20 protein-coding genes are annotated in these 21,728 nt (G+C 62.4%); 9 read left to right on the top strand and 11 right to left on the bottom strand.

Annotated elements, in window-relative coordinates:
• Positions 1-157 precede the first annotated feature (157 nt).
• Together BLR35_RS10190 and BLR35_RS10185 are read right to left on the bottom strand one after the other, a co-directional pair.
• The gene (locus BLR35_RS10190) at positions 158-1,126 is read right to left on the bottom strand and encodes an ArsA family ATPase (RefSeq protein WP_090381269.1); all 969 of its coding nucleotides are present in this window, start codon (positions 1,124-1,126) and stop codon (positions 158-160) included.
• On the bottom strand, positions 1,126-1,422 hold the full coding sequence (locus BLR35_RS10185) for a DUF7990 family protein (protein ID WP_090381267.1): 297 nt from the start codon (positions 1,420-1,422) through the stop codon (positions 1,126-1,128). The genes BLR35_RS10190 and BLR35_RS10185 overlap by 1 nt, the downstream gene beginning before the upstream one ends.
• A 136-nt stretch (positions 1,423-1,558) precedes the next feature.
• Here BLR35_RS10185 and BLR35_RS10180 point away from each other — a divergent pair, with 136 nt between their 5' ends.
• Positions 1,559-2,830, top strand: coding sequence for a CobW family GTP-binding protein (locus BLR35_RS10180; RefSeq protein WP_090381264.1), 1,272 nt, complete (start codon positions 1,559-1,561; stop codon positions 2,828-2,830).
• 25 nt (positions 2,831-2,855) lie between these two features.
• On the opposite strand, the gene BLR35_RS10175 is transcribed toward BLR35_RS10180, so the two are convergent.
• Complete coding sequence (locus BLR35_RS10175; protein WP_090381261.1) at positions 2,856-3,263, bottom strand: SRPBCC family protein; 408 nt, start codon at positions 3,261-3,263, stop codon at positions 2,856-2,858.
• A gap of 101 nt (positions 3,264-3,364) precedes the next feature.
• On the opposite strand from BLR35_RS10175, the gene BLR35_RS10170 reads away from it, so the two are divergent.
• Both BLR35_RS10170 and BLR35_RS10165 read left to right on the top strand, forming a co-directional pair.
• Positions 3,365-3,586, top strand: coding sequence for a thrombospondin type 3 repeat-containing protein (locus tag BLR35_RS10170; RefSeq protein ID WP_090381259.1), 222 nt, complete (start codon positions 3,365-3,367; stop codon positions 3,584-3,586).
• Between the two features lie 327 nt (positions 3,587-3,913).
• A complete protein-coding gene (locus BLR35_RS10165) occupies positions 3,914-4,675 on the top strand; it encodes a bacteriorhodopsin (RefSeq protein WP_090381256.1) in 762 nt (253 codons plus the stop codon).
• A 16-nt stretch (positions 4,676-4,691) separates the two neighbouring features.
• Here BLR35_RS10165 and BLR35_RS10160 read toward each other — a convergent pair whose 3' ends face one another.
• Positions 4,692-6,638, bottom strand: coding sequence for a hypothetical protein (locus BLR35_RS10160; RefSeq protein ID WP_090381254.1), 1,947 nt, complete (start codon positions 6,636-6,638; stop codon positions 4,692-4,694).
• Between the two features lie 155 nt (positions 6,639-6,793).
• On the opposite strand from BLR35_RS10160, the gene BLR35_RS10155 reads away from it, so the two are divergent.
• The gene (locus tag BLR35_RS10155; protein WP_090381252.1) at positions 6,794-8,413 is read left to right on the top strand and encodes a spermidine synthase; all 1,620 of its coding nucleotides are present in this window, start codon (positions 6,794-6,796) and stop codon (positions 8,411-8,413) included.
• Between the two features lie 548 nt (positions 8,414-8,961).
• Here BLR35_RS10155 and BLR35_RS10150 read toward each other — a convergent pair.
• Together BLR35_RS10150 and BLR35_RS10145 are read right to left on the bottom strand one after the other, a co-directional pair.
• On the bottom strand, positions 8,962-10,023 hold the full coding sequence (locus BLR35_RS10150; RefSeq protein WP_090381248.1) for a TrmB family transcriptional regulator: 1,062 nt from the start codon (positions 10,021-10,023) through the stop codon (positions 8,962-8,964).
• Positions 10,024-10,296: 273 nt separating this feature from the next.
• Complete coding sequence (locus BLR35_RS10145) at positions 10,297-12,510, bottom strand: glycoside hydrolase family 3 N-terminal domain-containing protein (RefSeq protein WP_090381246.1); 2,214 nt, start codon at positions 12,508-12,510, stop codon at positions 10,297-10,299.
• 263 nt (positions 12,511-12,773) lie between these two features.
• Between BLR35_RS10145 and BLR35_RS10140 the strand changes: the two genes are divergently transcribed.
• The 4 genes from BLR35_RS10140 (at position 12,774) to BLR35_RS10125 (ending at position 17,154) form a co-directional block, all read left to right on the top strand.
• On the top strand, positions 12,774-14,072 hold the full coding sequence (locus tag BLR35_RS10140; protein ID WP_170831007.1) for an ABC transporter substrate-binding protein: 1,299 nt from the start codon (positions 12,774-12,776) through the stop codon (positions 14,070-14,072).
• Between the two features lie 3 nt (positions 14,073-14,075).
• Positions 14,076-15,068, top strand: coding sequence for a carbohydrate ABC transporter permease (locus BLR35_RS10135; protein ID WP_090381242.1), 993 nt, complete (start codon positions 14,076-14,078; stop codon positions 15,066-15,068).
• A gap of 2 nt (positions 15,069-15,070) precedes the next feature.
• Positions 15,071-15,901 carry a carbohydrate ABC transporter permease gene (locus BLR35_RS10130; protein WP_090381239.1) on the top strand — a complete coding sequence of 277 codons (831 nt, stop codon included), beginning with the start codon at positions 15,071-15,073 and terminating at the stop codon, positions 15,899-15,901.
• A gap of 95 nt (positions 15,902-15,996) precedes the next feature.
• Positions 15,997-17,154 carry an ABC transporter ATP-binding protein gene (locus tag BLR35_RS10125; protein WP_090381234.1) on the top strand — a complete coding sequence of 386 codons (1,158 nt, stop codon included), beginning with the start codon at positions 15,997-15,999 and terminating at the stop codon, positions 17,152-17,154.
• A gap of 550 nt (positions 17,155-17,704) precedes the next feature.
• Here the strand turns inward: BLR35_RS10125 and BLR35_RS20975 are convergent.
• The 3 genes from BLR35_RS20975 to BLR35_RS10110 all read right to left on the bottom strand — a co-directional run bounded on the left by BLR35_RS20975 (position 17,705) and on the right by BLR35_RS10110 (position 18,985).
• A complete protein-coding gene (locus tag BLR35_RS20975; RefSeq protein WP_090381231.1) occupies positions 17,705-17,920 on the bottom strand; it encodes a hypothetical protein in 216 nt (71 codons plus the stop codon).
• A 103-nt stretch (positions 17,921-18,023) separates the two neighbouring features.
• Positions 18,024-18,470 (bottom strand): universal stress protein, encoded by a 447-nt coding sequence (locus tag BLR35_RS10115; RefSeq protein ID WP_090381229.1) that lies wholly within the window; start codon positions 18,468-18,470, stop codon positions 18,024-18,026.
• Positions 18,471-18,562: 92 nt separating this feature from the next.
• Entirely contained in the window at positions 18,563-18,985 is a 423-nt protein-coding gene (locus tag BLR35_RS10110) for a universal stress protein (protein ID WP_090381226.1), read from the bottom strand.
• 176 nt (positions 18,986-19,161) lie between these two features.
• Here BLR35_RS10110 and BLR35_RS10105 point away from each other — a divergent pair, with 176 nt between their 5' ends.
• A complete protein-coding gene (locus BLR35_RS10105) occupies positions 19,162-19,668 on the top strand; it encodes a hypothetical protein (RefSeq protein ID WP_090381224.1) in 507 nt (168 codons plus the stop codon).
• Positions 19,669-19,756: 88 nt separating this feature from the next.
• Here the strand turns inward: BLR35_RS10105 and BLR35_RS10100 are convergent, their stop codons facing one another.
• Both BLR35_RS10100 and BLR35_RS10095 read right to left on the bottom strand, forming a co-directional pair.
• The gene (locus BLR35_RS10100) at positions 19,757-20,278 is read right to left on the bottom strand and encodes a gamma carbonic anhydrase family protein (protein ID WP_090381221.1); all 522 of its coding nucleotides are present in this window, start codon (positions 20,276-20,278) and stop codon (positions 19,757-19,759) included.
• A 119-nt stretch (positions 20,279-20,397) separates the two neighbouring features.
• Positions 20,398-21,363 (bottom strand): TIGR03885 family FMN-dependent LLM class oxidoreductase, encoded by a 966-nt coding sequence (locus BLR35_RS10095; protein ID WP_090382925.1) that lies wholly within the window; start codon positions 21,361-21,363, stop codon positions 20,398-20,400.
• Positions 21,364-21,728 lie beyond the last annotated feature (365 nt).

Here is a 21,728-nt window from a genome sequence, read left to right as displayed (position 1 = left end):
TGCCTCCCGTACCCACGATGGGACGGGACCATTATAAATATAATTCATCCGAGTAGGTCGAACTGGCTGTTCCACTAAACTTTCACGCTTTCTCGAACGGAATCTTTGTAGATGTAGGAGTGAAGGCGCAAGCACCTGTCAATCGGACAGAGTTCATCTACGTCGGTTCGTCGCGCTCGAGTGTGATCTCGAGGTCGGCAGCGACGTCCTCGAGAAGATTGCCACGGACTTCCTCGATGCGCGTCTCGATCGTCGCGACGACCGGCACGTCGAACTCGCGTTCGATGTGCTCGAGTCGGTCGCGCTCGGTTGCGACTCGGTCGCGGAGATACCGTGCGCCACGGCCTTCCTCGTCGGGATCCGGTTCGGGCGTCAGCCGATTGACGACGAGGCCGCGGACGGGGAGGTCGGCCTCGGACAGCGTCTCGATCGACCGTTCGGTCTCCCGAATCGAGAGTTCGTCCGGGTTCAACACGAGGTAAAACGACGAGTCCTCGCGGAGGACCTCGCCTGCGAACTCGAACCGTTCCTTTCGCTCCTGAAGTCTCGCGAGGACGGGGTCGCCCTCCATGACGCGGCGTGGCTCCCGGTTTCCGATCGCGGCCTTCTCGTAGAGATCGATGCTCCGCTCGCGTTTGGACATCAGCCGATCGATCCACCCCTCGAGTAACTCGGGCAGCGCCAGCAACCGGAGCGTCGACCCCGTCGGCGAAGTGTCGAACACCACCCGGTCGTAGGGGTCGGCGTTTCGCATCACGTCGACGAACCGGTCGAACAGCGCGGCCTCGTACGCGCCCGGCGTCTGGTGGGCCATCTCGAGTTGCAGGTCGACTTCGTTGACCATCGTCGCGCTCAACTGGGCGTTCAGTTGACGCTTGAGATCCATCAGGTGGTCCTGGACCTCCTGCTCGGGGTCGATCTCCATCGCGGAGAGTCCGTCGTACCCCTCGACCGATTGCGGATCGTCGCTGAACTCCTGATCGAAGACGTCGGCCGTACTGTGGGCTGGGTCGGTCGAGACGACGAGCGTCTCGAGGCCGGCCTCGGCACACTGCACGGCGTGTGCACTCGAGACGGTCGTCTTGCCGACGCCGCCCTTGCCGCCGAAGAAGACGAACTCGGTCATCAGAAGTGGTACTGGTGGCCCTTGCGTTCGATCACCGACTGGCGATCCCACATTCGCCGTTCCCACCCCTCGTACTCGTCTTCCAGGAACGGCAGGAGTTCGGCCGTATAGTACGATACCGGACTCGGAATGCCGAAGGCATCGGGGAAACACGCCAGCATGAACGCGTCCTCGAGGTCCTCGGCCTCCTGCTCGATTTTCTCGTAGGCCGGATGGGTTATCATTCCGTGGAAGAGCCCGCGCAGCCACTCCTCGAGTACCGTTCGATAGGCATCGATCCGGTCGGCAACTGTCATCAACAGTCATGCTCGGCTATGGAGACAAAAATATGTCGTCCACGCCCGGATCGACCGTTCGACCGTCTCGAACCGGATTCGCGAGTGTGACTCTCGAAACGACGACTCTTTGTGCTCGAGTACCAAGGGGCCCGGTATGCAAGCGACGATTCCCGTCACCGTTCTCTCGGGGAGTCTCGGCGCGGGGAAGACGACGTTGCTCAACCACCTGCTTCACAACGCCGGCGACCGCGACCTCGCGGTGCTGGTCAACGACATGGGCTCGGTCAACGTCGACGCGGACCTCGTCGCCGACGGTTCGGACCTCGACGTCGAGGACGGCGTCGCCGAACTCTCGAACGGCTGTATCTGCTGTGAACTCCAGGACGACCTCGAGACGGCAGTCGTCCGACTGGCCCGCAACCGCGAGTTCGACCACCTGATCGTCGAATCGTCGGGCATCTCCGAGCCGGAACCCGTCGCCCGGCTGTTTACCACCGCCTCGCGGGTCGCGGCCAACTACGAGATCGACGCACTCGTGACGGTACTTGACACGCGACTGTTCGTAGACGCCTTCGCCGGAGAGGACGTGCCCGAACGACGCGGGACGGACGACGAGAGCGACCGACCACTCTCGGATCTGTTGATCGAGCAACTCGAGGTCGCCAACGTCGTCTTGCTGAACAAGACCGACCTCTGTAGTGAGGGCGAACTCGAGGAAGCCGAGGCGCTCGTTTCGGCACTCCAGCCCGACGCCGAACTCGTCAGAACGGAGTTCTCCGCGGTCGATCCGACCCGACTGCTCGGCGTCGACCTGTTCGATCCGAGGACGATGGGCGAGTCGGCGGGGTGGCAACGCGCGCTCGAGGAGACGGACGACGACGAGAGCGGACACGAGCACGCGAGTCACGACCACGAGGACGAGCACGCCGATCACGACCGTGAAGGCGATCATAGCCACGACGACCACGAACATCGCCACCCCGACGAAGTCTACGGCGTCGACTCGTTCGTCTTTCGCGCCCGTCGTCCCTTCCACCCCGAACGGTTCGAAATCGTCCTCCGGGAGCTTCCTGACGGTATCGTCCGCTCGAAAGGAGTTGCGTGGATCGCGGATCGTGATATAAAAATCGACGTCGCACAGGCCGGCCCGTCGGTTCGAGCGACCGTCAGAGGCCCGTGGATCGCCGCGCTCCCCGAGGTCGAACGCGACCTCTACCGGTCGAACCGCCCCAGCCTCGAGTGGCACGACGAGCACGGCGACCGCCGAACCGAACTGGTGTTCATCGGCACCGAGTACGACGAGGGCGCGCTACGCTCACGACTGGACGACGCGCTGGTGACCGACGACGAGTGGGAGCAGGCTGCCGACCTCGAGAACCGGTTTCCGGCCGATGGCGACGAGACGCTGGTCGTCCGGGAGCCATGATCTGGCTCACGATCGACGACCGCCGCTACGCGAACGCGGATTCGATCTCCTCGAGTGCGCGTTTCAACTCGCCTTTCCGTTTCCAGGCGGCGATCCGGTCGCCGAACGGCAACGGTGCGGACAGCGACACCGACGAGCGAAGCGTGACCCGCGTGCCGCCGTCGGCCGGTTCGCACTCGAGCCACGTCTCCATGTGCGAAAACGGCCCCTGTTCGCCCTCCTGTGTGTAGTAGATCGTCTCGTCGCGATACTCGAATCGCAACGGTAGTCGGATCCCCGGTCCGCTAGCGACGACGATCGTCGCCTCCCCCTCGTCTTCGATATTCTCGACCGTGAAGCTTCCCTCGGCCTCGACGATCATCGGTGGGTCGAACCGCGCCCAGACGTCGTCGGGGCTGGCGTCGACCACTCGAGATACTGTTACCTCCCGCATACCGACACCTTCGCGGGTGGAACTATAAATTCCGGTGGCTCGCTACGGGACGCTGTGGAAAGACGAAAACGGCTAAGTGACGAACGCACCCTTGTGAAGCTATGACCACCGATTCCGATTCCGACGGACTCACGGACGGACTCGAGTCTTCGAAGGGGGATCCGCGCGTCCTGGCCGCACTGAACGCGGTGCTGTCGGTACTCTTTGCCTGGTGGATCGTCTGGGGACTCGCCATCCTCGGAACGATCCAGTACAGTCGACCGACCGTACTCGCGGTCGCCGTCGGACTGTTCGTCCTCACACACTTTATCACTAAAAAGTGATATCACGGGCCGGTTCTGTAAACCAGTCGGATGGGTCGTGAATACAGTCTGGCGACGAACGAGACAATCAGCTGGCAATAATTATTTTGTACACCCGGTCGGGAGGTGTCGCGTGTGGACGAGCAGTAAATCGTCCCATATCCGGATGGAACGTCCGGATTCCACGATGCCAAATGTTGGCATCACTCGGGCGGGAGCGAAACAGCAGATGGGGGCTTCGAACATGACCGGGATACCGACACTCGACTGGAAGCGACGATCGTACGGACGAACAGTACTATCGAACTCGAGGGCGACGATAGTCGACGTCACACGGGGGTGGCAGTGATGATTCCGAACACGACGATCCTCGCCATCTCGAGTGGCGTGCTTGGCCTACTGGCAGTCGTCTTTCTGGCCGGTAGCCGGCTGTTGTCGCCGGAGATACGCCGGTACGGGTACGTGGCTGTACTCGCGTCCGGTGCTATGAGCGTGACGTACTTGCTGATGTCGGCCGAGGTGCTGACGGTCAGTACGAGCGGCACCGACGAGTCCGTGGTCCGATTTATCGGCTACACGGTCGTCTGGGCCGGGATCAGCTACGTCCTCGGTGCAGTCGCCGATGCAGGACAGCGAAAGACCGCGGCCGTCTTCGGCTGTAGCCTGGTCACTCTCTGGGGGACGTTTGCGAGCTGGTTAGTGAGCGGACTGGCCGGAACAGTCGTCTCGCTCGGTATCGTGCTGGGATTCGTCGGACTCGTCTACCTGCTCGTCGGGCCGGTTTCGCGGACGGCCGCAGCGACGAGCGAACACCGGGAACTGCTGTACAGCAAGCTCGAGTACCTGATACTACTCTCCTGGGCGGGGCTTATCATGCTAGGACTCCTTTCGGAGCAGAACCTCGGGCTCACCGGCAGCTTCGTCGGACAGATCGCGGCGAGCTACGTCGATCTCGTCTTGCTCGTCGGGTTCGGCGGACTCGTACTCCGGAACACGACCGCACTCGAGCAGACTGCCGCCACGACGGTTCTCCTTCCGTTTTTCGATGGCGACGACACCGGTGAGACGGCCACGAGCGGGGCGGAGACGACCGCCGACACAGCGGACTGACCCCGTCTCCGCTCGACTACTGGTCGGGGCGAGCGAATCCGACGCCGTGGTGACCGTCGTACCGAAGCGACACGTTGTGGACGTCCTCGAGATCGATCTCGAACGAATCGCCCTCGGTGAAGTTGCCGTCGATCACCTCGTCGAGGCCCATTTCCTCGTGACCGTCTTCGCCCCAGGCCTGAACCTCGAGTTTCGCCGCCGGCGGTTCGTCGCCACCGACGTGTTCGACCGTTCCGTCGTCGTATGTGAGTTCGATCGACGGGCTGGGCCGCGTGCCGCCGACGCGGGCATCGCTGTCGCCCCAGACGACGGTGACGTCGGTCCCGACGGCCACGTCAGCAACCTCGATCGTTGCCTCGGACGAGACGGTGTCGGTCTCGCTGGCCCACTGGGTGGCTGCCGGCTCGTCGTCGACGAGGAGTTCGTACTTCTCGGCCGGCTGTTCCTCGTCCTCGAGTTCGAGCGTCGCGGATAGCGTTTCGCTCGCGTAGTCGTAGTCGAACCGGACGGTGCCTGGCGGCCGAATCCGGTGGCGGCCGATGTTGTCACGTGGGGAGACGTCTTTCCAGCCGACGATGATTTCGTCGCCAGGGCGGACGTCCTCGAGCGTGGCTTCGGCGCCCTCGTCCAGCGTCTCGCCCTCCCAGGGCTGTACGGAGGTTCGTGGTTCGGGGTCGTCCTCGTCGGGACGGTACCGCGGTCGTTCCTCGTAGGCTGCGAGATGGACCTCGTCGCCGTCGAGCGGGAAGTCGTCGGCGTACGTGATCGAGAGGCTCTCGGATTCGAGGTCGTAGTCGAACTCGAACCGGAAGTGGCTGAGGATCGACGTCCCACTGGAACTCGAACCGAGTTCGTGGTCGTGGCGGAGCCTGATCGACAGGTTCGGTTCGACGTCGTCCATGTCGATCACGATCGTATCGCCTTCCTCGAGTTTGCCGTGGCCGTCCGCCCAAATATCGGCGTCGTACTCCTCGTCGTCGAGTTCCAGCGAGAGGTCCTCGATCGGCGTCGGATCGCCACGCCCGATCTCTATCTCGAGTTCGTCGTCCTCGAGGTCGAACTCCCGGTCGACCCGGAGGCGGCCGGGGCTGTCGTGTTCCCGGATAGCTCGTTCGGCCACGAGGTCGCGCTCGGCGGTGACGGTGACGACGGAGCCGTCGACCGTCGCCGTCGGGTCGCCGTTCGTGCCCATGTACGCGAACTCACCCTCGAGGGTCTCGACGAGTTCGTCGGTGATCGCCGATTCGTCGACGAAGGCGAGGCCGTACTGTGTCTCGATCGTATCCGGATCGAGGACGGTCTCGGCGTGAACCACGTACTCGACGTCCTCGGCGTCGGCGGCCGGCAGGTGGAACTCGTCGCCGACGAGGTGAACGCTGTAACTGTCGGCACCGCCACGGTCCTCGAAGGCCGCCGATAGCGTGGACTCGGCCTCGAGCAGCTGTTCGGTCTCGCCTGTGCTAGCTGCAAACGCTGTCTCGAGCGTTTCGGCTTCGTCGGCGAAGAGGGCGACGTCGTCGGTGACCGCAACGGCCAGGTCGTCGCGTTCGTAGTAATCGTACTCGACTCCGTGGGCGTCTCGGGACTCGCTTTCACCCTCGAGGTCGACGTCGCCGGTGAGGACGACGAGCGGTTGGGTGTAGCCGTCGTCGTGGGACGTGACCCGGACGGTCTTCGAGACGTCTTCGGCTTCGACGTCGAACCGATGGCCGGCCGGGATCGGTACCGGGTGACTGTGAGGTTCGTCGGCCTCGAGCCGACTGTCGACGTCCGTCGCAGCCAGTTGCATCGGTTCGCCAGCCAGCGACGCGGGGAGGTACTCGAAGAGGGATTCGAAGTCGGATTCGGACGGAGTTTCGACTCGACCGTCGGTAGACGTTGCAGACACGCTCGTGCCCGCGAGCGCGACCGTAATCGTCGTACCGATGCCTCCGAGGAGGGTGCGGCGGGGACACTGTTGCATACGCTCGAAACGTGATGTTCGGGCTACAAGTAGTTTTTCACGACTTTCCAACGTAGAAGAACGTCGGCAAGGCCGTGCCGAAGCCGTACAGACGTCGGCTCGAGAGTCGAACCGATGCGACAGGTACTCACCGCCGGATACCGTCCGGTCTTCTGATGGAAGTGCAGGAGGTCACGTCGTACCGACCGAGCAAACCCGAACTGGCCGTGTTCGTCTCCGGCGTCGTCAGCATGGGACTCGAGATCCTGGCAGTCAGGGTCGTCGCCCCGCAGTTCGGGAGCCACATCTACACGGTCGGCGGTATCCTGACGGTCTTTCTCGTCGCGTTGAGTCTCGGCTACTGGCAGGGCGGGAAACTCGCGTCGACGGCGTCGACCCGCCAGATGTCCTGGATCATGCTCGGAACTGCAGTCTACGTCGCCGTCGTCGTCTACGCGAGCGATCTCTTGCTCGTGCAGACGTCGACGCTCGCGCTGCCGCCACGCTATGCGTCCCTGCCAGCGGTTGTTATCCTCTTCGGACCGCCGACGTACTTGCTGGGCTTTATCAGCCCGTACGCCGCCGAGCTATCGGCGAAGGTCAGCACCGGCGAAGCGTCGGGTCACGTCTACGCGCTCGGAACGATCGGCAGCATCGTCGGCTCCGCGGCGACGACGTTCGTCCTCATCCCCGCGTTGACCGTCGACCAGATCGGACTGTTCTTCGGTCTCGCGCTCGTCGGAACGGCGATCGCCCTCGGGCTTCCCCGACCCTCTCGCAGATCGATACTCGCAAGCGGACTCGTCACGCTCTTGCTCGTCGCAGCCGTCGGCGGCGGTCCGCTCGCGTTCGACTACCGTGGCGACGTCGTCCACGAGACCGGGACGCCACACCAGCAACTCGAGATCGTCGACGACGGCGACGTCCGCACGATGTACCTCGACGGCGCTCGCCACAGCGCGACCGATCTCGAGAACCCCGACCGCCACGTCTTCACCTATACGCGATACTTTCACCTGCCGATGTTGATGGTCGACGATCCAGACGACGTCGATCGGGTATTATTCGTCGGTGGCGGCGGCTACACTGGCCCGCAGGATTTCGCGGAGCAGTACGACGCGACCGTCGACGTGGTCGAGATAGATCCCGAAGTGACCGACGCCGCGGAGACCTACTTCGGACTCGACAGAGGGGCAGTGAACATCCACACCGAAGACGGTCGGCAGTTCCTCCAGGGAACCGACGAGACCTACGACGTGATCGTCCTCGACGCCTACAAGAAAGATCAGGTTCCGTTTCATCTGACCACTGTCGAGTTCATGGAGTTGCTCTCGGATCGACTGACGGAGGACGGCGTCGTCCACGCGAACGTGATCGCCGCCCCCTCTGGCTCGGCCGCCGAGTTCTATCACGCCCAGTACGAGACGATGGACGAGGTCTTCCCCGACGTCTACAGCTTCCGCACCAGCGACCAGAACGCCGTCCAGAACATTCAGGTCGTGGCGACGAACGACGAAACCGACTTCTCACAGGCCGACCTCGCCGAGCGAAACGACGCGCGTGATACTGGCGTCGACCTCGAGGACGCGGTCGACAACTGGTTGGACGACCCAGACTCGGAGGACGTCCCCGTACTCACGGACGATCGAGGCGAAGTCGACAGCCTGCTCGATCCGATGTTCGGACAGCGATACGTCATCGAAGAAACCGACGACGTGGCAGCCGAGAACGACTCGACAGAGTCGCCGGCAACGATAGATGGAGAACCAGCGCTCGAGTCGCAGTCCCCGTCGTAATCGTCGCTATCTCTGTGACACCCGATCGTCGCGTAATCGACGACACGATTTTTGGCCGAGTGGCCGAACTCCTAAATATAATTTATATGGTGGGATCGGTAAACAGTCTTCTGTAATACATTATTCGACGGTTCCGGAGGTCGTTCGTTCGGCTACAGAGATCGGAGCCACCTAACAGGGATAGATGGCCCACAATTGCCTAATACGTGCCGAAAAGGGTATTGCGACCGATAATGGATCGGACGCGTCGCATATCGACATCCTGTCGGAAAAGTCCGCTATACCAAACACGGGGAGTGTAGCGGCGGATTGTCCTATTCGGGGGAATCGTCTTCGCCAGAGATCAGCACAGAAGTTCACCCAGAATATATCAGAAATAGTTCTATGAACGGTATAGAACACTTCCTCCGTGATCTCGCCGTGGAACGGATCGTTCACCGGCTCGTAAGGAGTCAGGATGTGGCGAGTGCGTTCGATGCACGACCGATGCAGCACCGATTACGAGAGTATGATTGTAAACAAGTGGATTACAGGCGTACGAGTGTAATTCATGGCGTCGGGAACTCGATCCCCTCGATAGCGATGATCTCGGCTTCGACGTCCTCGAAGACCGCGCCCCAGCCGCCGATCGAGTACTGACGCCCGTCGTCGTCGACGACGAGCGTCGCGTAGCCGGAGAGTTCGGTGACGGTGGGGTTTCGCGACGGCACCGTTCCACCCTCGGCTGCGATGTACGTGAGTTCGCCCTGCACCTCGGTGTACTCGCCCGTCTCCGGATCCTGCCCGAGCACCCGGACGTCGATCGTCGCCCCGTCGTACCACAGCGGCGCGACGTCGAGGATGAACCCCTCGATCGAGACGTACGTCGGCAGCCGATCGGCGTCCACGTAGCGTCGCTCGCTGGGGAGCCAGATGAGCGTCAGGTAGAACCAGTGAAGCACCAGCGTGAGGATGTCGTCGTTGATGACGATGCCGTAGGGCTCGCCGTGGTGGGTGGCCGGCGCGAAGAACGCGCGTCGACGATCGACGATCGCGATGAACGGACCGGGTAGCTTGCGCCAGCGAACCTGCAACACGCCGACGTCGCCCGCGTCGACCGACTCCCCGTCGCCACAGAGCGTGACCCACGTTTTGACGCCCCGATCGGTCGCGTCCCGTAGCGCCGGCTGGAGTTGCTCGAGTTGTGCCGGCGTCGCGGCCACCTCCACCGACACGTTCGCGTTTTCGATCGCCTCCCGCGCGTTGTTGACGAGGCTCTCGCGGCGTTTGAGGACGTTCACCCGGAAATCCTGTTCGTCCGGTCGTTCCCACCGCTCTTCGACCTCGTCGGCGGCGTCGGCCAGCATCTGGCTCTTCTCGCGTAGCTCGTCGATAATCTCGACCGGCTCTCTCGCTCGAGCGTGAAGCTTGTCCCGCTCGATCGTCTCGACGAACCCGCGCTCCTCCAGGGCTCGGACGGTGTCGTAGATCTGTGGTGCCGGAACCGACGACCGTTCGGCGATCCCGACGACCGAAGACGACCCTACCTCGAGAAGCGTCAGGTAGGCATCGACCTCGTACTCGGTGAGCCCGCTTTCCTCGAGCGCCCGCCGGAGCGTGTCGGTGTCCATGGCAAATATCTAACGATAGTTCCGGTAAAACCTTCCCATTCCGGCTGTGGGTCCCACTCACTGGCGTACTAATAACTTCTCCGACACATTGGTTATCCATAACGAAAGTCAGAAATCGCCAGACTGGGACGGGACGAGAAACCAGCCAGCAAGTAATAATAGAGCTACAAAAAAGACGAGTGACAGAAACGAGTCGCCGAAATCCGGCGTCAGTCGAAGGCCGATGCGGTGATCCGTACACGCTCGCGAAAACGAGAACGGGGCGGCTGGGAGTCAGTACTCCGAGTCGACCTCGACCGTCGTCGAGCAACCGTCACAGAAGAGAGTAAACGTCCCCGGTTCGACCGTTCGCCGGCCGTTCGGACCGGTGACCGCGAGCGCGTCGTTGGGGATCGTCAGTTCGACAGTGGTCGACTCGCCGGCCTCGAGGTCGACCGTCGCGAAGGCGACGTGTTCGCGGACGGGACGGACGCGAGAGGAGACGTCGTCGCGCAGGAACACGTCCAGCGCACGTGCGCCGGCACGGTCGCCGACGTTCTCGACCGTCACCGTGACGTCGACCGGTTCTCCGGGCCCAATCGTAGCGTTCGTCGTCTCGAGATCCGACACGTCGAACTCGGTGTAGCTCAGCCCGTGGCCGAACTCGAAGAGAGGATCGTACGAGTCGGGATGCTCGTCGTCGCCGATGGGCGTCGGGTGAGCGAGTTGATCGAAGTGGGAAGGCAAGTGCCCTACAGACCGCGGCACCGTGATCGGGAGCCGTCCGGATGGGTTGTTGGTGCCGAACAGCGTCTCCGCGATCGCAGTGCCACCCTCGCTGCCGGGATAGTAGGACATGAGGATCGCGGGAATCTCCTCGGCCGCCCACTCGATCGCCAGCGGTCGACCGGTGATCAGGACGAGCACCGTCGGCGTCCCCGTCTCGTGAACGCGCTCGAGCAGTTCGCGCTGGGCGTCGGGGAGCCCGAGTTCGGTCCTGGTGGGGAAAGAACCGGTCTCGCCCGCGACCTCCTGGGGGCCGAACTCGTGGTAGTACCAGTTCTCGCCGAGTGCGACGACGGCGACGTCAGCGTCGGCGGCCGCGTCGACCGCGGCGTCGACGTCGTCCGGTTCGTCGATGCCCGCACCGCGTTCGTACCGGACGGTCGTCCGATCGCTGGTCGCGGCTTCGACCCCCTCGAGGAGGGTCGTCCCTGCGTCCGGTTTGGGCTGCTGGACGCTCCAGCCACCTAGCTGGTTGCGCAGCGAGTCGGCATTCGGTCCGGTTACGAGGACCTCCTCGAGGTCGGAGTCGAGCGGGAGGAGGTCGTCGTTTTTCAGCAGGGTCTGGGACTCGCGAGCGGCCTCGAGTACCGCGTCGCGGTGGTCGGGTGCGCCGACGATTTTCGATGCTGCCCCGGGGTCGACGTAGGGGTCCTCGAACAGCCCGAGATCGATTTTGAGCTCGAGGATGCGACGAACGGCCTCGTCGATACGTTCCTCCGGAAGTTCGCCGCTCTCGACGAGATCGTGCAGGTGCGCGGCGTGTTCGTCGCGGCCGATCGAGATGGAGTCGAGTCCCGCGTCGATCGCTCGCCGTGCGGAGTCGCGCTGGTCGCGGGTGACGCGGTGGTCCTCGTGGAGGTGATCGACGCCACCCCAGTCGGAGACGACGGCCCCGTCGAATCCCAGTCGCTCCCGGAGCAGTTCGGTGAGGATGAACTCCGAGCCGTGGGCTGGTTCGCCGTTGACGGCGTTGTAACACGGCATCACGAGCGAGACACCGGCGTCGATCGCGGCTTCGAACGGCGGCAGGTAGTCCCGGTAGAGCGTCGCGAGGTCGCACTCGACGGCACCCGTGTCCTCGCCGCCGGTCGGATCGCCGTACGCCGGGAAGTGCTTGATCGTCGCTGCCACGCGTTCGCCGTCGGCTTCGGACTCGAGACCGCGGACCGTGGCGGCGGCGAACTCGCTACAGAGCAGCGGACTCTCTCCGTAGGTCTCGAAGGTGCGACCCCACCGCGGATCGCGGACGACGTCTCCGGTAGGCGCGTAGTTGACGTTGGCGCCGGTGGCGCGCATCTCGGTCGCGGTGACCTGCCCCGCTGTTCGCGCGAGATCGGGGCGGCGGGTCGCCGCGACGCCCAGTCCGTGCGGGAAGACTGCCGCGTGGTCGACGTACCCGTGACCGTGGACGCCGTCGACCGGGAGCAACAGCGGGATTCCGTGATCGGTTTCTTCGACGGCGGTTCGTTGCATCTCGTTTGCTACTTCGGCGACGCGCTCCGGATCGTGGAACCACGAGACGCCGATGCCGAACGCAGCGACGGTCCCGAGATTGCCCTCTCGGACCATCGTCTTCGCGTCCTCGAGCGAGACGTCTTCACCCATCGATCCGATCCACGTGCCGACGAGCTGGCCGACTTTTTCCGAAAGCGAGAGCCCGTCCAGGATCGCGTCCGGATCCCGGACTACAGGCTCCGAGCTACCGGCTCGGTGCTGAACCATACCGGATACATACCCACGTAGGAAATAAAGACTGTGGTCCCCCGAATGGTTACCGATTCACAGGCGGCATCCCCCACGGTGAACTACCATCGATATCGCCGAACTGTCCTACTTCGGGGGTTCTACCGTCGAAAACACCGCATCCACCGTCCCCAGGTATCAATCATTATATTAGTAACTTTTATATTTGAGGCCTCTGATCGAGGTAGTGTATGTCACACAGATGTGACTCCAGCATCTCGCGACGTAAAGTCGTGAGTGCGATGGGAGCAGGCACGTTAGGAGCGGCGCTCGCAGGGTGTGTCGGCCTCGGGGACGACCCGGGCGACGGGGAAGTCGTCGGCGTCCCGGACGACGCGGACCTGTCCGACAGCCTCCAGGTCTGGAGCCTCGGAACCCAGCCCGACGGTCTCGAGGTGGTTGCCCAACAGTACGTCGAGGAGACCGGCGACGACGTCGACATCCAGATCGACGAACTCGGCCACGACGAACTCCACGACTCCCAGCAAGCGGCGGTCGCTGCGGGTGACGGCGGGCCGGACATCGGCGCGTACGAGGGTCGCTGGACGAACCAACTCGTCGGAACAGGAGGGCTCGTCGACCTCGAGGACGAAATCGACGCGGAGACCGAAGACGCGATGGTCGACTGGACGTGGGACAGGCTCTCGGACGATACCGGTGACGGCCGGTACGGTATCCCGATCGACATCGCGCCGGTCGTCACGTTCTACAACCGGGAGATCTACGACGACCTCGGCATCTCGCCCGACGACATCGAGACCTACGACGACGTCATCGAGTACGCCGACGAACTCCCCGACGACACCTACTGGATGGGGATGGGCAGTGGCGTCCTCGAGTGGCGCTGGGAAATGCTGGTGCGCCAGCAGGGGGGCGAGGTCTACGACGAGGAGGGGAGACTGATGATAAACACCGAGGAGACCCGTCGGGCGGCCGAGATCATCAAGGAACTGTACGAGACGGATACCGCAGTCGACGAGGAGGAGTTCACCGAACCGTGGACCACCGGGCTCGCCGGCAATCAGATCGCGACGGTTACGAGCGGTGCGTGGATGGCCGGCGCACTCATCGACACGGTGCCGGACATGGAGGGTCAGTGGGGGATCCACCTCCCGCCGGCGGTCACCGAGGGTGGTGGCCGGGCGACGAACCACGGCGGCTCCAATCTGGTCATCCCCAACCACAAGGACGACGAGACCATCGCTCGCGCCTGGGACTTCCTCGAGTTCGCGCTGACGAACGAAGAGCAAGTCATGACGATCGCCGAGGAAGCAGGGATCTTCCCGCCGCTCGAGACAGTCTACGACGACGAGTGGTGGGAGCAAGAACAGGAGTTCTTCGGTGGAGACACCTACGAACCGATCGTCGACATCGCTGCGGACGTTCCGACGATGCGGATGACTGCCGACCACCGCGAAGTGTACGAACGGATGGGTGATTTCATCGCGGACTACGTCGTCGACGAGTACGATTCGGCCGAGGAGATGGCCGAAGACGCCGAAGAAACGCTCGCCAGCGACCTCAACAGGGAGATCGCCTAACACATGTCGCTGCGGGACAAACGGCGAGTGCAGTCGGTAAGAACCAGCGTCCGGACCAAACGCAACGCCGTCCGTGACGCGTTACCGAGCTTCCCGGGCGTTCCGTACCTGTACATCCTTCCGTTCTACGTACTGTTCGGTCTGTTCCTGGCGTTTCCGGTCGCCTACACGTTCTACCTGTCGTTTTTCAGGTACCACGGCCGAGGCTCCGGCTACATCCTCGAGTTCGACCTGTTCGTGTTCGAGTTCGGCGTGCCCCGGATCTCCAACCTCGAGTTCGTCGGGCTGGCGAACTACCAGCGGCTGTTCGGCGACGCCCTGTTCATCCAGTCGGTGGAGAACACGCTCGTCATCACGCTGTTGCAGATGCCGCTGATGGTACTTGTGTCGCTGCTGGTCGCGCTGATGTTGAACGCGAAGTTCATGCAGTACTCGGGGTACTTCCGGACAGCTATCGCGATTCCGGTCACCGCGAACTACGTCGCGTACTCGGCGATCTTCCTGGTGATGTTCGCCGAGAACTTCGGGTTCATCAACTACGTGCTCACGGCCGCAGGACTGCCGACGATCCCGTGGCGAACCGACGGCTTCTGGTCGAGAGTCTCCCTGGCGATGGCACTGGACTGGCGGTGGATGGGCTACAACATGCTCATCCTCTTTGCCGGGCTCCAGGGCATCGACAGGCGACTCTACGAGGCTGCAGAGATCGACGGCGCGAACCGCTGGGAGAAGTTCCGGTACGTCACCCTTCCCCAGCTCAGACCGATCCTGCTGTTCGTGATCGTGCTCTCGACGATCGGTTCGTTACAGCTGTTCGCGGAACCGATGATCATCACCGACGGCGGACCAGCGAACCAGACGATAACGGTCGTGATGTACATGTACGAGGAAGCGTTCAGCCGATTCAACCTCGGATACGCGAGCGCGATCACCTACGCGCTCGTCGTGTTCGTCACCATCCTGGCGTACGTCCAGCTGAAGGTCGGAGGTGAGTAAGTATGTCGACAACGAACTCCAAGGAATCGCTTCCCGTTCGATTCGCGGTGTACATCTCGCTACTCGTAGTCGTCGTGATCACGTTCGTCCCGCTGTACTGGATGATCGTCGCGGCGTCGCTGCCACAGGAGGAGTTCTTCACGCTCCCGCCGCGACTCTTGCCCGGGACGCACTTCATAGAGAACGTCCAGGCGCTCGAGGCGCGGTTTCCCTACCTGCGAAGCGTCTGGAACAGCGTGTTCGTCGCGACCGTCTACACCGTGATCTCGCTGTTCCTGTGTGCGCTCGCCGGCTTCGCGTTCGCGAAGTACGAGTTCAAGTACCGGGAGCCGCTGTTTTACTTCATCCTGGCGACACTGGTGTTGCCGGTCCAGATCATGATCATCCCGATGTACCTGCTGATGGCGCAGTTCGGTCTGTTGGACACACACATCGCGTTGATCCTGCCGTTTCTCGCCAATCCCATCGGGATCTTCCTGATGCGCCAGAGCATGCTGTCGATTCCTGACTCGTGGCTCGACGCCGCACGGATCGACGGCGCATCGGAGTTCCAGATCTTCTACCGCGTCGTGTTGCCGGCGATGAAGCCGATGCTGGCGGCGCTCGCGATCATTCTCTTTATCACTCAGTGGAACATGTTCCTCTACCCGCTGGTGATCTTGGAGAGCGAGGAACTGTTCACGATCCCGCTGGCCATCGAACGGCTAACGGGCCACCACCGGATCTACTTCGACCAGATCATGGCGGCAGCGACGATCGCGATCGTCCCGATGATCGTGCTGTTCCTGTGGCTGCAGGAACACTTCGTCCGCGGGTTCACGAACTCGATGTGATCGCCTCGACTTCCTCGTTCTCCCCTCTCTCGCCTCGAGTGCACCGGTGAATAACCCTACACATTAATACTGATGGAGTGATAGCATATACGCGAATGACGTCGATCGAACTAGAGAGCGTTGACAAGATATACGACCCGAGCGGGCAAGCGGTACAGGCGGTCGACGATATGAACATCTCGATCCAGGACGGCGAATTCCTCGTCTTCGTCGGACCGAGTGGCTGTGGGAAGACGACGACGCTACGGATGATCGCGGGCCTCGAGAGCGTCACGTCGGGATCGATCGTCTTCGGTGACGAGGACGTCACCGACGTACGGCCCCGGGAACGCGGCGTGGCAATGGTCTTCCAGGACTACGCGCTGTATCCGCACATGACCGTTCGGAAGAACATCGGATTCGGGCTCCGACTGTCGTCGGACTACTCGGAGCAGGAGATCGAACGCCGGGTCGAGGAGACCGCCGAGATGCTCGGCATCGAAGACTTGCTCGGCGATCGGCCCGGCGAACTCTCGGGCGGCCAGCAACAGCGCGTGGCGCTCGGACGCGCGATCGTCCGCGATCCGACCGTCTTCCTGCTCGACGAACCGCTCAGCAACCTCGACGCGAAGCTCAGAGACGACATGCGAAAGGAGATCCTCCGCCTCCAGCGGGAACTCGACGTGACGTCCGTCTACGTCACCCACGACCAGACCGAGGCGATGGCGATGGGCGACCGAATCGCCGTCATGAACGAAGGCGAACTCCAGCAGGTCGGGCCGCCAGAGGAGGTGTACCTCGATCCCGCAAACGAGTTCGTCGCCGGGTTCCTGGGGAGTCCGAGCATGAACTTCCTCGAGACGTCGGTCGAATCGGTCGACGGAACGGCCAGATTCGACGGGCCAGGGGAGTTCACGTACGAGCGGTCGATCGACTCGCTCTCCGCAACCCTCGAGGGCTACGATCGGGTGACCGTCGGTATCCGGCCGGAAGACGTTTCGATCGTCGAGAGCGGTGGGGTCCCGGTCGAGGTGACCGTGGTCGAGGCGATGGGCGACGAGAACGTCGTCTACCTCGAGACCGGCGGCGTCGAACTGACTGGTCGCATCGACTCTCACGTCCGGTTTTCGCGTGGCGATCGGGTCCGGATCGACTTCGCTCCCGACGACCTCTACCTGTTCGAACCGGAGACCGGCGAGGCCATCGAGACGAAGGCATCCCGGATCGTCGAGTACGAGGACCTCCAGCAGGCCGATGCGACCAACGTCGGTTGAGATGCGATCGTCTCACTCACAGCGGCCCTCGAGATCCTCTCGCACTCGAAATTCCCGGATCCGGAACCACAGAATCACGAAAGTCAGCGTCGAGGACTCGAGACACATGCCGACGCCAAAGTTGTAGGACGAGTTACTGAACTGACTCGAGTTGCAACCGCTGACTGCCGAAGCAGTCGGATAAAATAGCACATATTTTTAGAGACATATAATACAGTCGAACAACCAGACGTCTATTTCACCTGTCGTATAATAAAGCCGTTTTCGAACCCCGTTCGACGATTTATTGGAGTACAGTTCGTCTCCGACATTCCGGACGATCGACCGAGAAGTCAGCGCCCGTAAGACCTCTAATGTAGCTCTTGTACGTCTCTATCGGTACGAATTCGAACAAGAGTACGCTATATCGAAACACCGTCTCGATAAATATATGTAATAGGGTAGTATTTGGATTATGACGAACAACAAATATGTTTGGAGAGTCCCCCTTCGGCTGGAACAAGACACTGTCTGCCCGGAAACCGATCGGTGTCGCAATCGGTTGGAGCGGTTATCGATAAATACTCTCGTACCGGTCGCAGTACTTCCGGAGCGCGATCCGTGCGCGGCGTCGCGATCGGAACCCGAATCCGACCGCCGGACAGTCGTCTCGAGAACACTCCCACCGGAACGTCTCCGACGACGGATCCTTCCTAACGGGTGCCTCCGAGTCACAGCGCGGACAGGTCCACCCCCATCGAACGTCGCCGGCGTATCGTCGAGCCATGCTGGTGGCGTGGTTCGAACTCGAGCCGGAAGGGGATTGGACTTCACCAGTGGCTCGCTTAAGAGAGCCGCGTCGGTTTCCTGCTCGAGCGATAGCGGACAGCTCACCCCTTTCGGACTGTGAGGACTGGCACGTCGCTCTTGCGAACGACTTTCTCCGTGACGCTGCCGACGACGAGTCGATCCGCGCCCGACCTGCCGTGTGTCCCCATCACGATCGCGTCGATCGCGTGTTCGTCGACGTACCCGAGGATCTGTTCGTTCGGTTTGCCGTGTTCTATGGCCTCGACGACGTCGACGCTGCGGTCGGCTGCGAGGTCGGCGACCGACGCAGTTGCGGTCGCTCCTTCTGCCCGTTGTTCTTCGACGACGTCGTCCCAGCCGGCCGACGCCGGTTCAGCGCCGGCAGTGAACCCACCGAGTGGGATTGGTTCCACGACGTACAGAGCGTGAACCTCCGCATCGTTCAGATCGGCCAGGTCGACTGCCTCTTCGGTCGCAGTCGTCGCCGCTTCGCTCCCATCGGTCGGAACGAGAATTCGGTCGTACATCGGTAACAACCATCACGTCGACACGACCGGAGAAATAGATTTCCCCGTTGCAGGCGTCTACCACGACGTTTCATCGGCCGTTCGGGAACCACTCACTCGCCACTGCTTCCCGTTACGGCCACGGGTCGGTCGGTGTTGAGAATGACCGACTGGGTCACGCTCCCGAACATGGCTTTGCCGACTGGCGAACGTTTCCGGCCACCGAGGACGATCGAGTCGACGTCGTACTCCTCGGCGACGTCGAGGATGTCCGCTGCAGCGTCACCGCTGTCCTCGAGGACTGTCGTCTCGATGCCGGCCTCCTCGAGTCGTTCGCGCGCACGGCGGACGGAGCCGACCCGCGAGGCGGACTTGAACTGCTCGAGTTCGTCGGGCAGGTCCTCGTCGTCGCCCTGGAAGACGAACAAGATGTACGCCTCGACGTCTTCGCTCGCCTCGGGCAACGACGAAACGTATTCAGCCTGTGCGAGTGCGCGGTCTTCGCTGGTGTCGACGGGCAGCAGTACGCGATACATGGTCGACCGTTCGGACGGACAGGTAATAAAACCGACTCGAAATCCCACGTTCGAGCAGTCGGGACAGTCCTGTTTTAGCGACTACTCAGAATCGAGTAACAGCTGTGAGACACGTATAAAGACAGCAGTGGGACAGGCGAACGACTACCCGTACGACCCCACCAGACTCGAACAAGATGCAACTCGAGCAGTCCGCAGGGGAGACGGCAAGCAACTGGGGCGGAACGGTCCCGACCGCGTTCGACCTCCGGGTCGTCGGCCTGATCGTCGTGGTCGCAACACTCGCAGCGTCGGTCAACGTCCCGTATGGAGGGCTCCCGGTGGCAGCCGTCGCCTTCCTCGTACTATTGGGAACCGGATTCGCCGTCCACCTCCTCGGCGAACGAAAACTCCGCCGCATTACCGACGAACTCGTCTCCCGGTGGGACGAGGCCGGCGGAACCATCGAAGACGTCACCTGTACGACCGCGGGCTCGAGAACGGAGTGGATCGTCCACACCCCCGACGGCGACGTCACAGTTGGGGGCGTTCCGGTCGCGCCGATAACCCAGCTATCGGTCGAGTGGCAGGGCGTCGGCGATACGATGGACGCGAGCGAAGCCGAGGAGAACCTGGACCGACTCGCCGAAACGCTGTACGAGGAGATTTTCGAGATCGGCGCGTCGTCAGGACCACCGAAATAGCCGACGTCGAATTCAGCGACTGACGCGGAGCGTTACCGCCCGAGGACGCCGAGTTGCCAGCCAGCTAAAAAACCGCTCGTAGTGGAGGTTACTCGTCGAACAGTTCCTCGTGACGCTGGGCCAGGTTCGTATACTCCCCCGAGGAGAACTCCTCGAAGACCGCCTCGGCGTCGATTCCCGTCTCCTCGAGCGGCGTGGTCTCGGCCGGGACGCCGCGGACGAACGACTCGGCCGGGATGTCGTAGCCGTCCGGAACCACGGTCCCGGCGGCGACGATGCTTCCGGCACCGATCGTCGCACCCGTATTGATCGTCGCGTTGAATCCGACCAGCGCTCCTTCTTCGACGGTCGCCTCGTTGAGCACTGCGCCGTGACCGACCATCACGCGATCCTCGAGCGTGGCGGCGTGCAGCGTCGCGTTGTCGCCGACGTGGGTCTCTCTGCCGACGCGAACCGGCCCGACGTCACCACGGAGGACGACACCCGGCCAGACGCTCGCGTCGGCTCCGATTTCGACGTCGCCGACGACGGTCGCCTCCCGGCTCACTGCCGCAGCCTCGTGGACGTCGGGTTCCGTTCCCTCGAACGCGTAGGTTCTGCTGTCGACCATACGGAACGGACCACGATCTGTCTAATAAGCCTCGGCCCCATTCGGACTGCTGGAAGTTGGTCCGGAACGGCCGCCACCCACCTTGTGGTCACACCGGGAAATCGGTACAGCAGTCCGTCTCACTCGAGTTCCGGTATCACCGACTCGCCGAAGGCCTCGATAAACCTCTCCTGTTCCCGGTTGACGTTGTGGAGGATCAGTTTGTCGACGCCGAGGTCCAGATCCGCCGCGAGCCACTCGCGGTGTTCGTCGAGGTCAGCCGAGATTCGGACGTTCTCCGCGACCTGCTCTCGACTGATCTCGTCGCCGAGTTCGTCGAACTCCTCGGGCGTTCGCAGTTCCTGCGTTACGGGCCCGGGGACACAGTTCGTCCGCCACTGATCGTAGGCACCCTCGAGCGCGGCGTCCTCGTCGCTGTCGTAGGAGAGCTGGACCTTGCAGTAGACGTCGCCGTCGGGCGAGCCCTCCCGGAACGCCGAGATGCGCCCCTCGAGTCCCTCCTGATCCGGCGTCCCGATAGTGATCATGCCGTCGGTCCACTCGCACTCGCCGAGCCAGCGAGCGGTCTTCTCGGAGAGTGCTGCTCCGACGAGGGGTGGTGGCGTCTCCGATCGGGTGTAGAGTCGTGCCCGTTCGACGGTGATCTGTCCCTCGTGAGTGACCTCCTCGCCGTCCCAGAGCCGTCGCATGATCTCGGCTGACTCCTCGAGTCTGTCGTTTCGATCGCCCTTTACTGGCCAGTTCGTTCCGGTGATTCCCTCGTTGAGCAACTGGCCGCTCCCGACGGACAGCCAGAATCGTTCGGGGTAGCTCTCCCGGAGGGTCGCCGCCGCCTGTGCGATGATCGCGGGATGGTAGCGGTAGCCGGGTGCGTTGACCGTCCCGAACGCCATCTCGGTTCGTTCCATCGCGGAGCCGAGCCACGACCAGACGAACCCCGACTCCCCCTGACGTTCGCTCCAGGGGTGGAAGTGATCCGAGGCGAGCACGTCGGTAAAGCCGTACTCACCCGCGAGCTCGACGTACTCGAGTAATTCCGAGGGTGCAAACTGTTCGTGAGACGCGTGATATCCGATGTCACTCATAGTGGTCTCGCTCTCGCCCACGCGGGGCGTCTCCGAGCGTGGTCCTCTCGTTGGACACCTCGACACTTCGTCGCTTGCCCGGAATTCGTAAGCACGGCCGACTATCGTCACCTCGAGTCGTCTCTGCCGTCGGCATTCGAGAGAAAGAACAGATTAGAAGCATAGATACAAATATGACACTTTTGATTCTGTCCGAGATCATCTACCGACACCACCGCTGATCTCGTCGCCGGAATCTAACTTCCGAAATCGGTTTAGCTGCTAATTTGAGCAGATACACAGTATTTGACGTCACAATCTATTACTATGACTTCAGTGGTTTTGGTAGACCGTCTGTGAACGAAATCGGTGTTTCGAATATCAAC

Source organism: Natronobacterium texcoconense, assembly GCF_900104065.1.
GTDB classification, from domain to species: Archaea; Halobacteriota; Halobacteria; order Halobacteriales; family Natrialbaceae; genus Natronobacterium; species Natronobacterium texcoconense.
The sequence above is the reverse complement of the archived record's forward strand: the minus strand, read 5'-3'. Positions and strand labels throughout refer to the sequence as shown.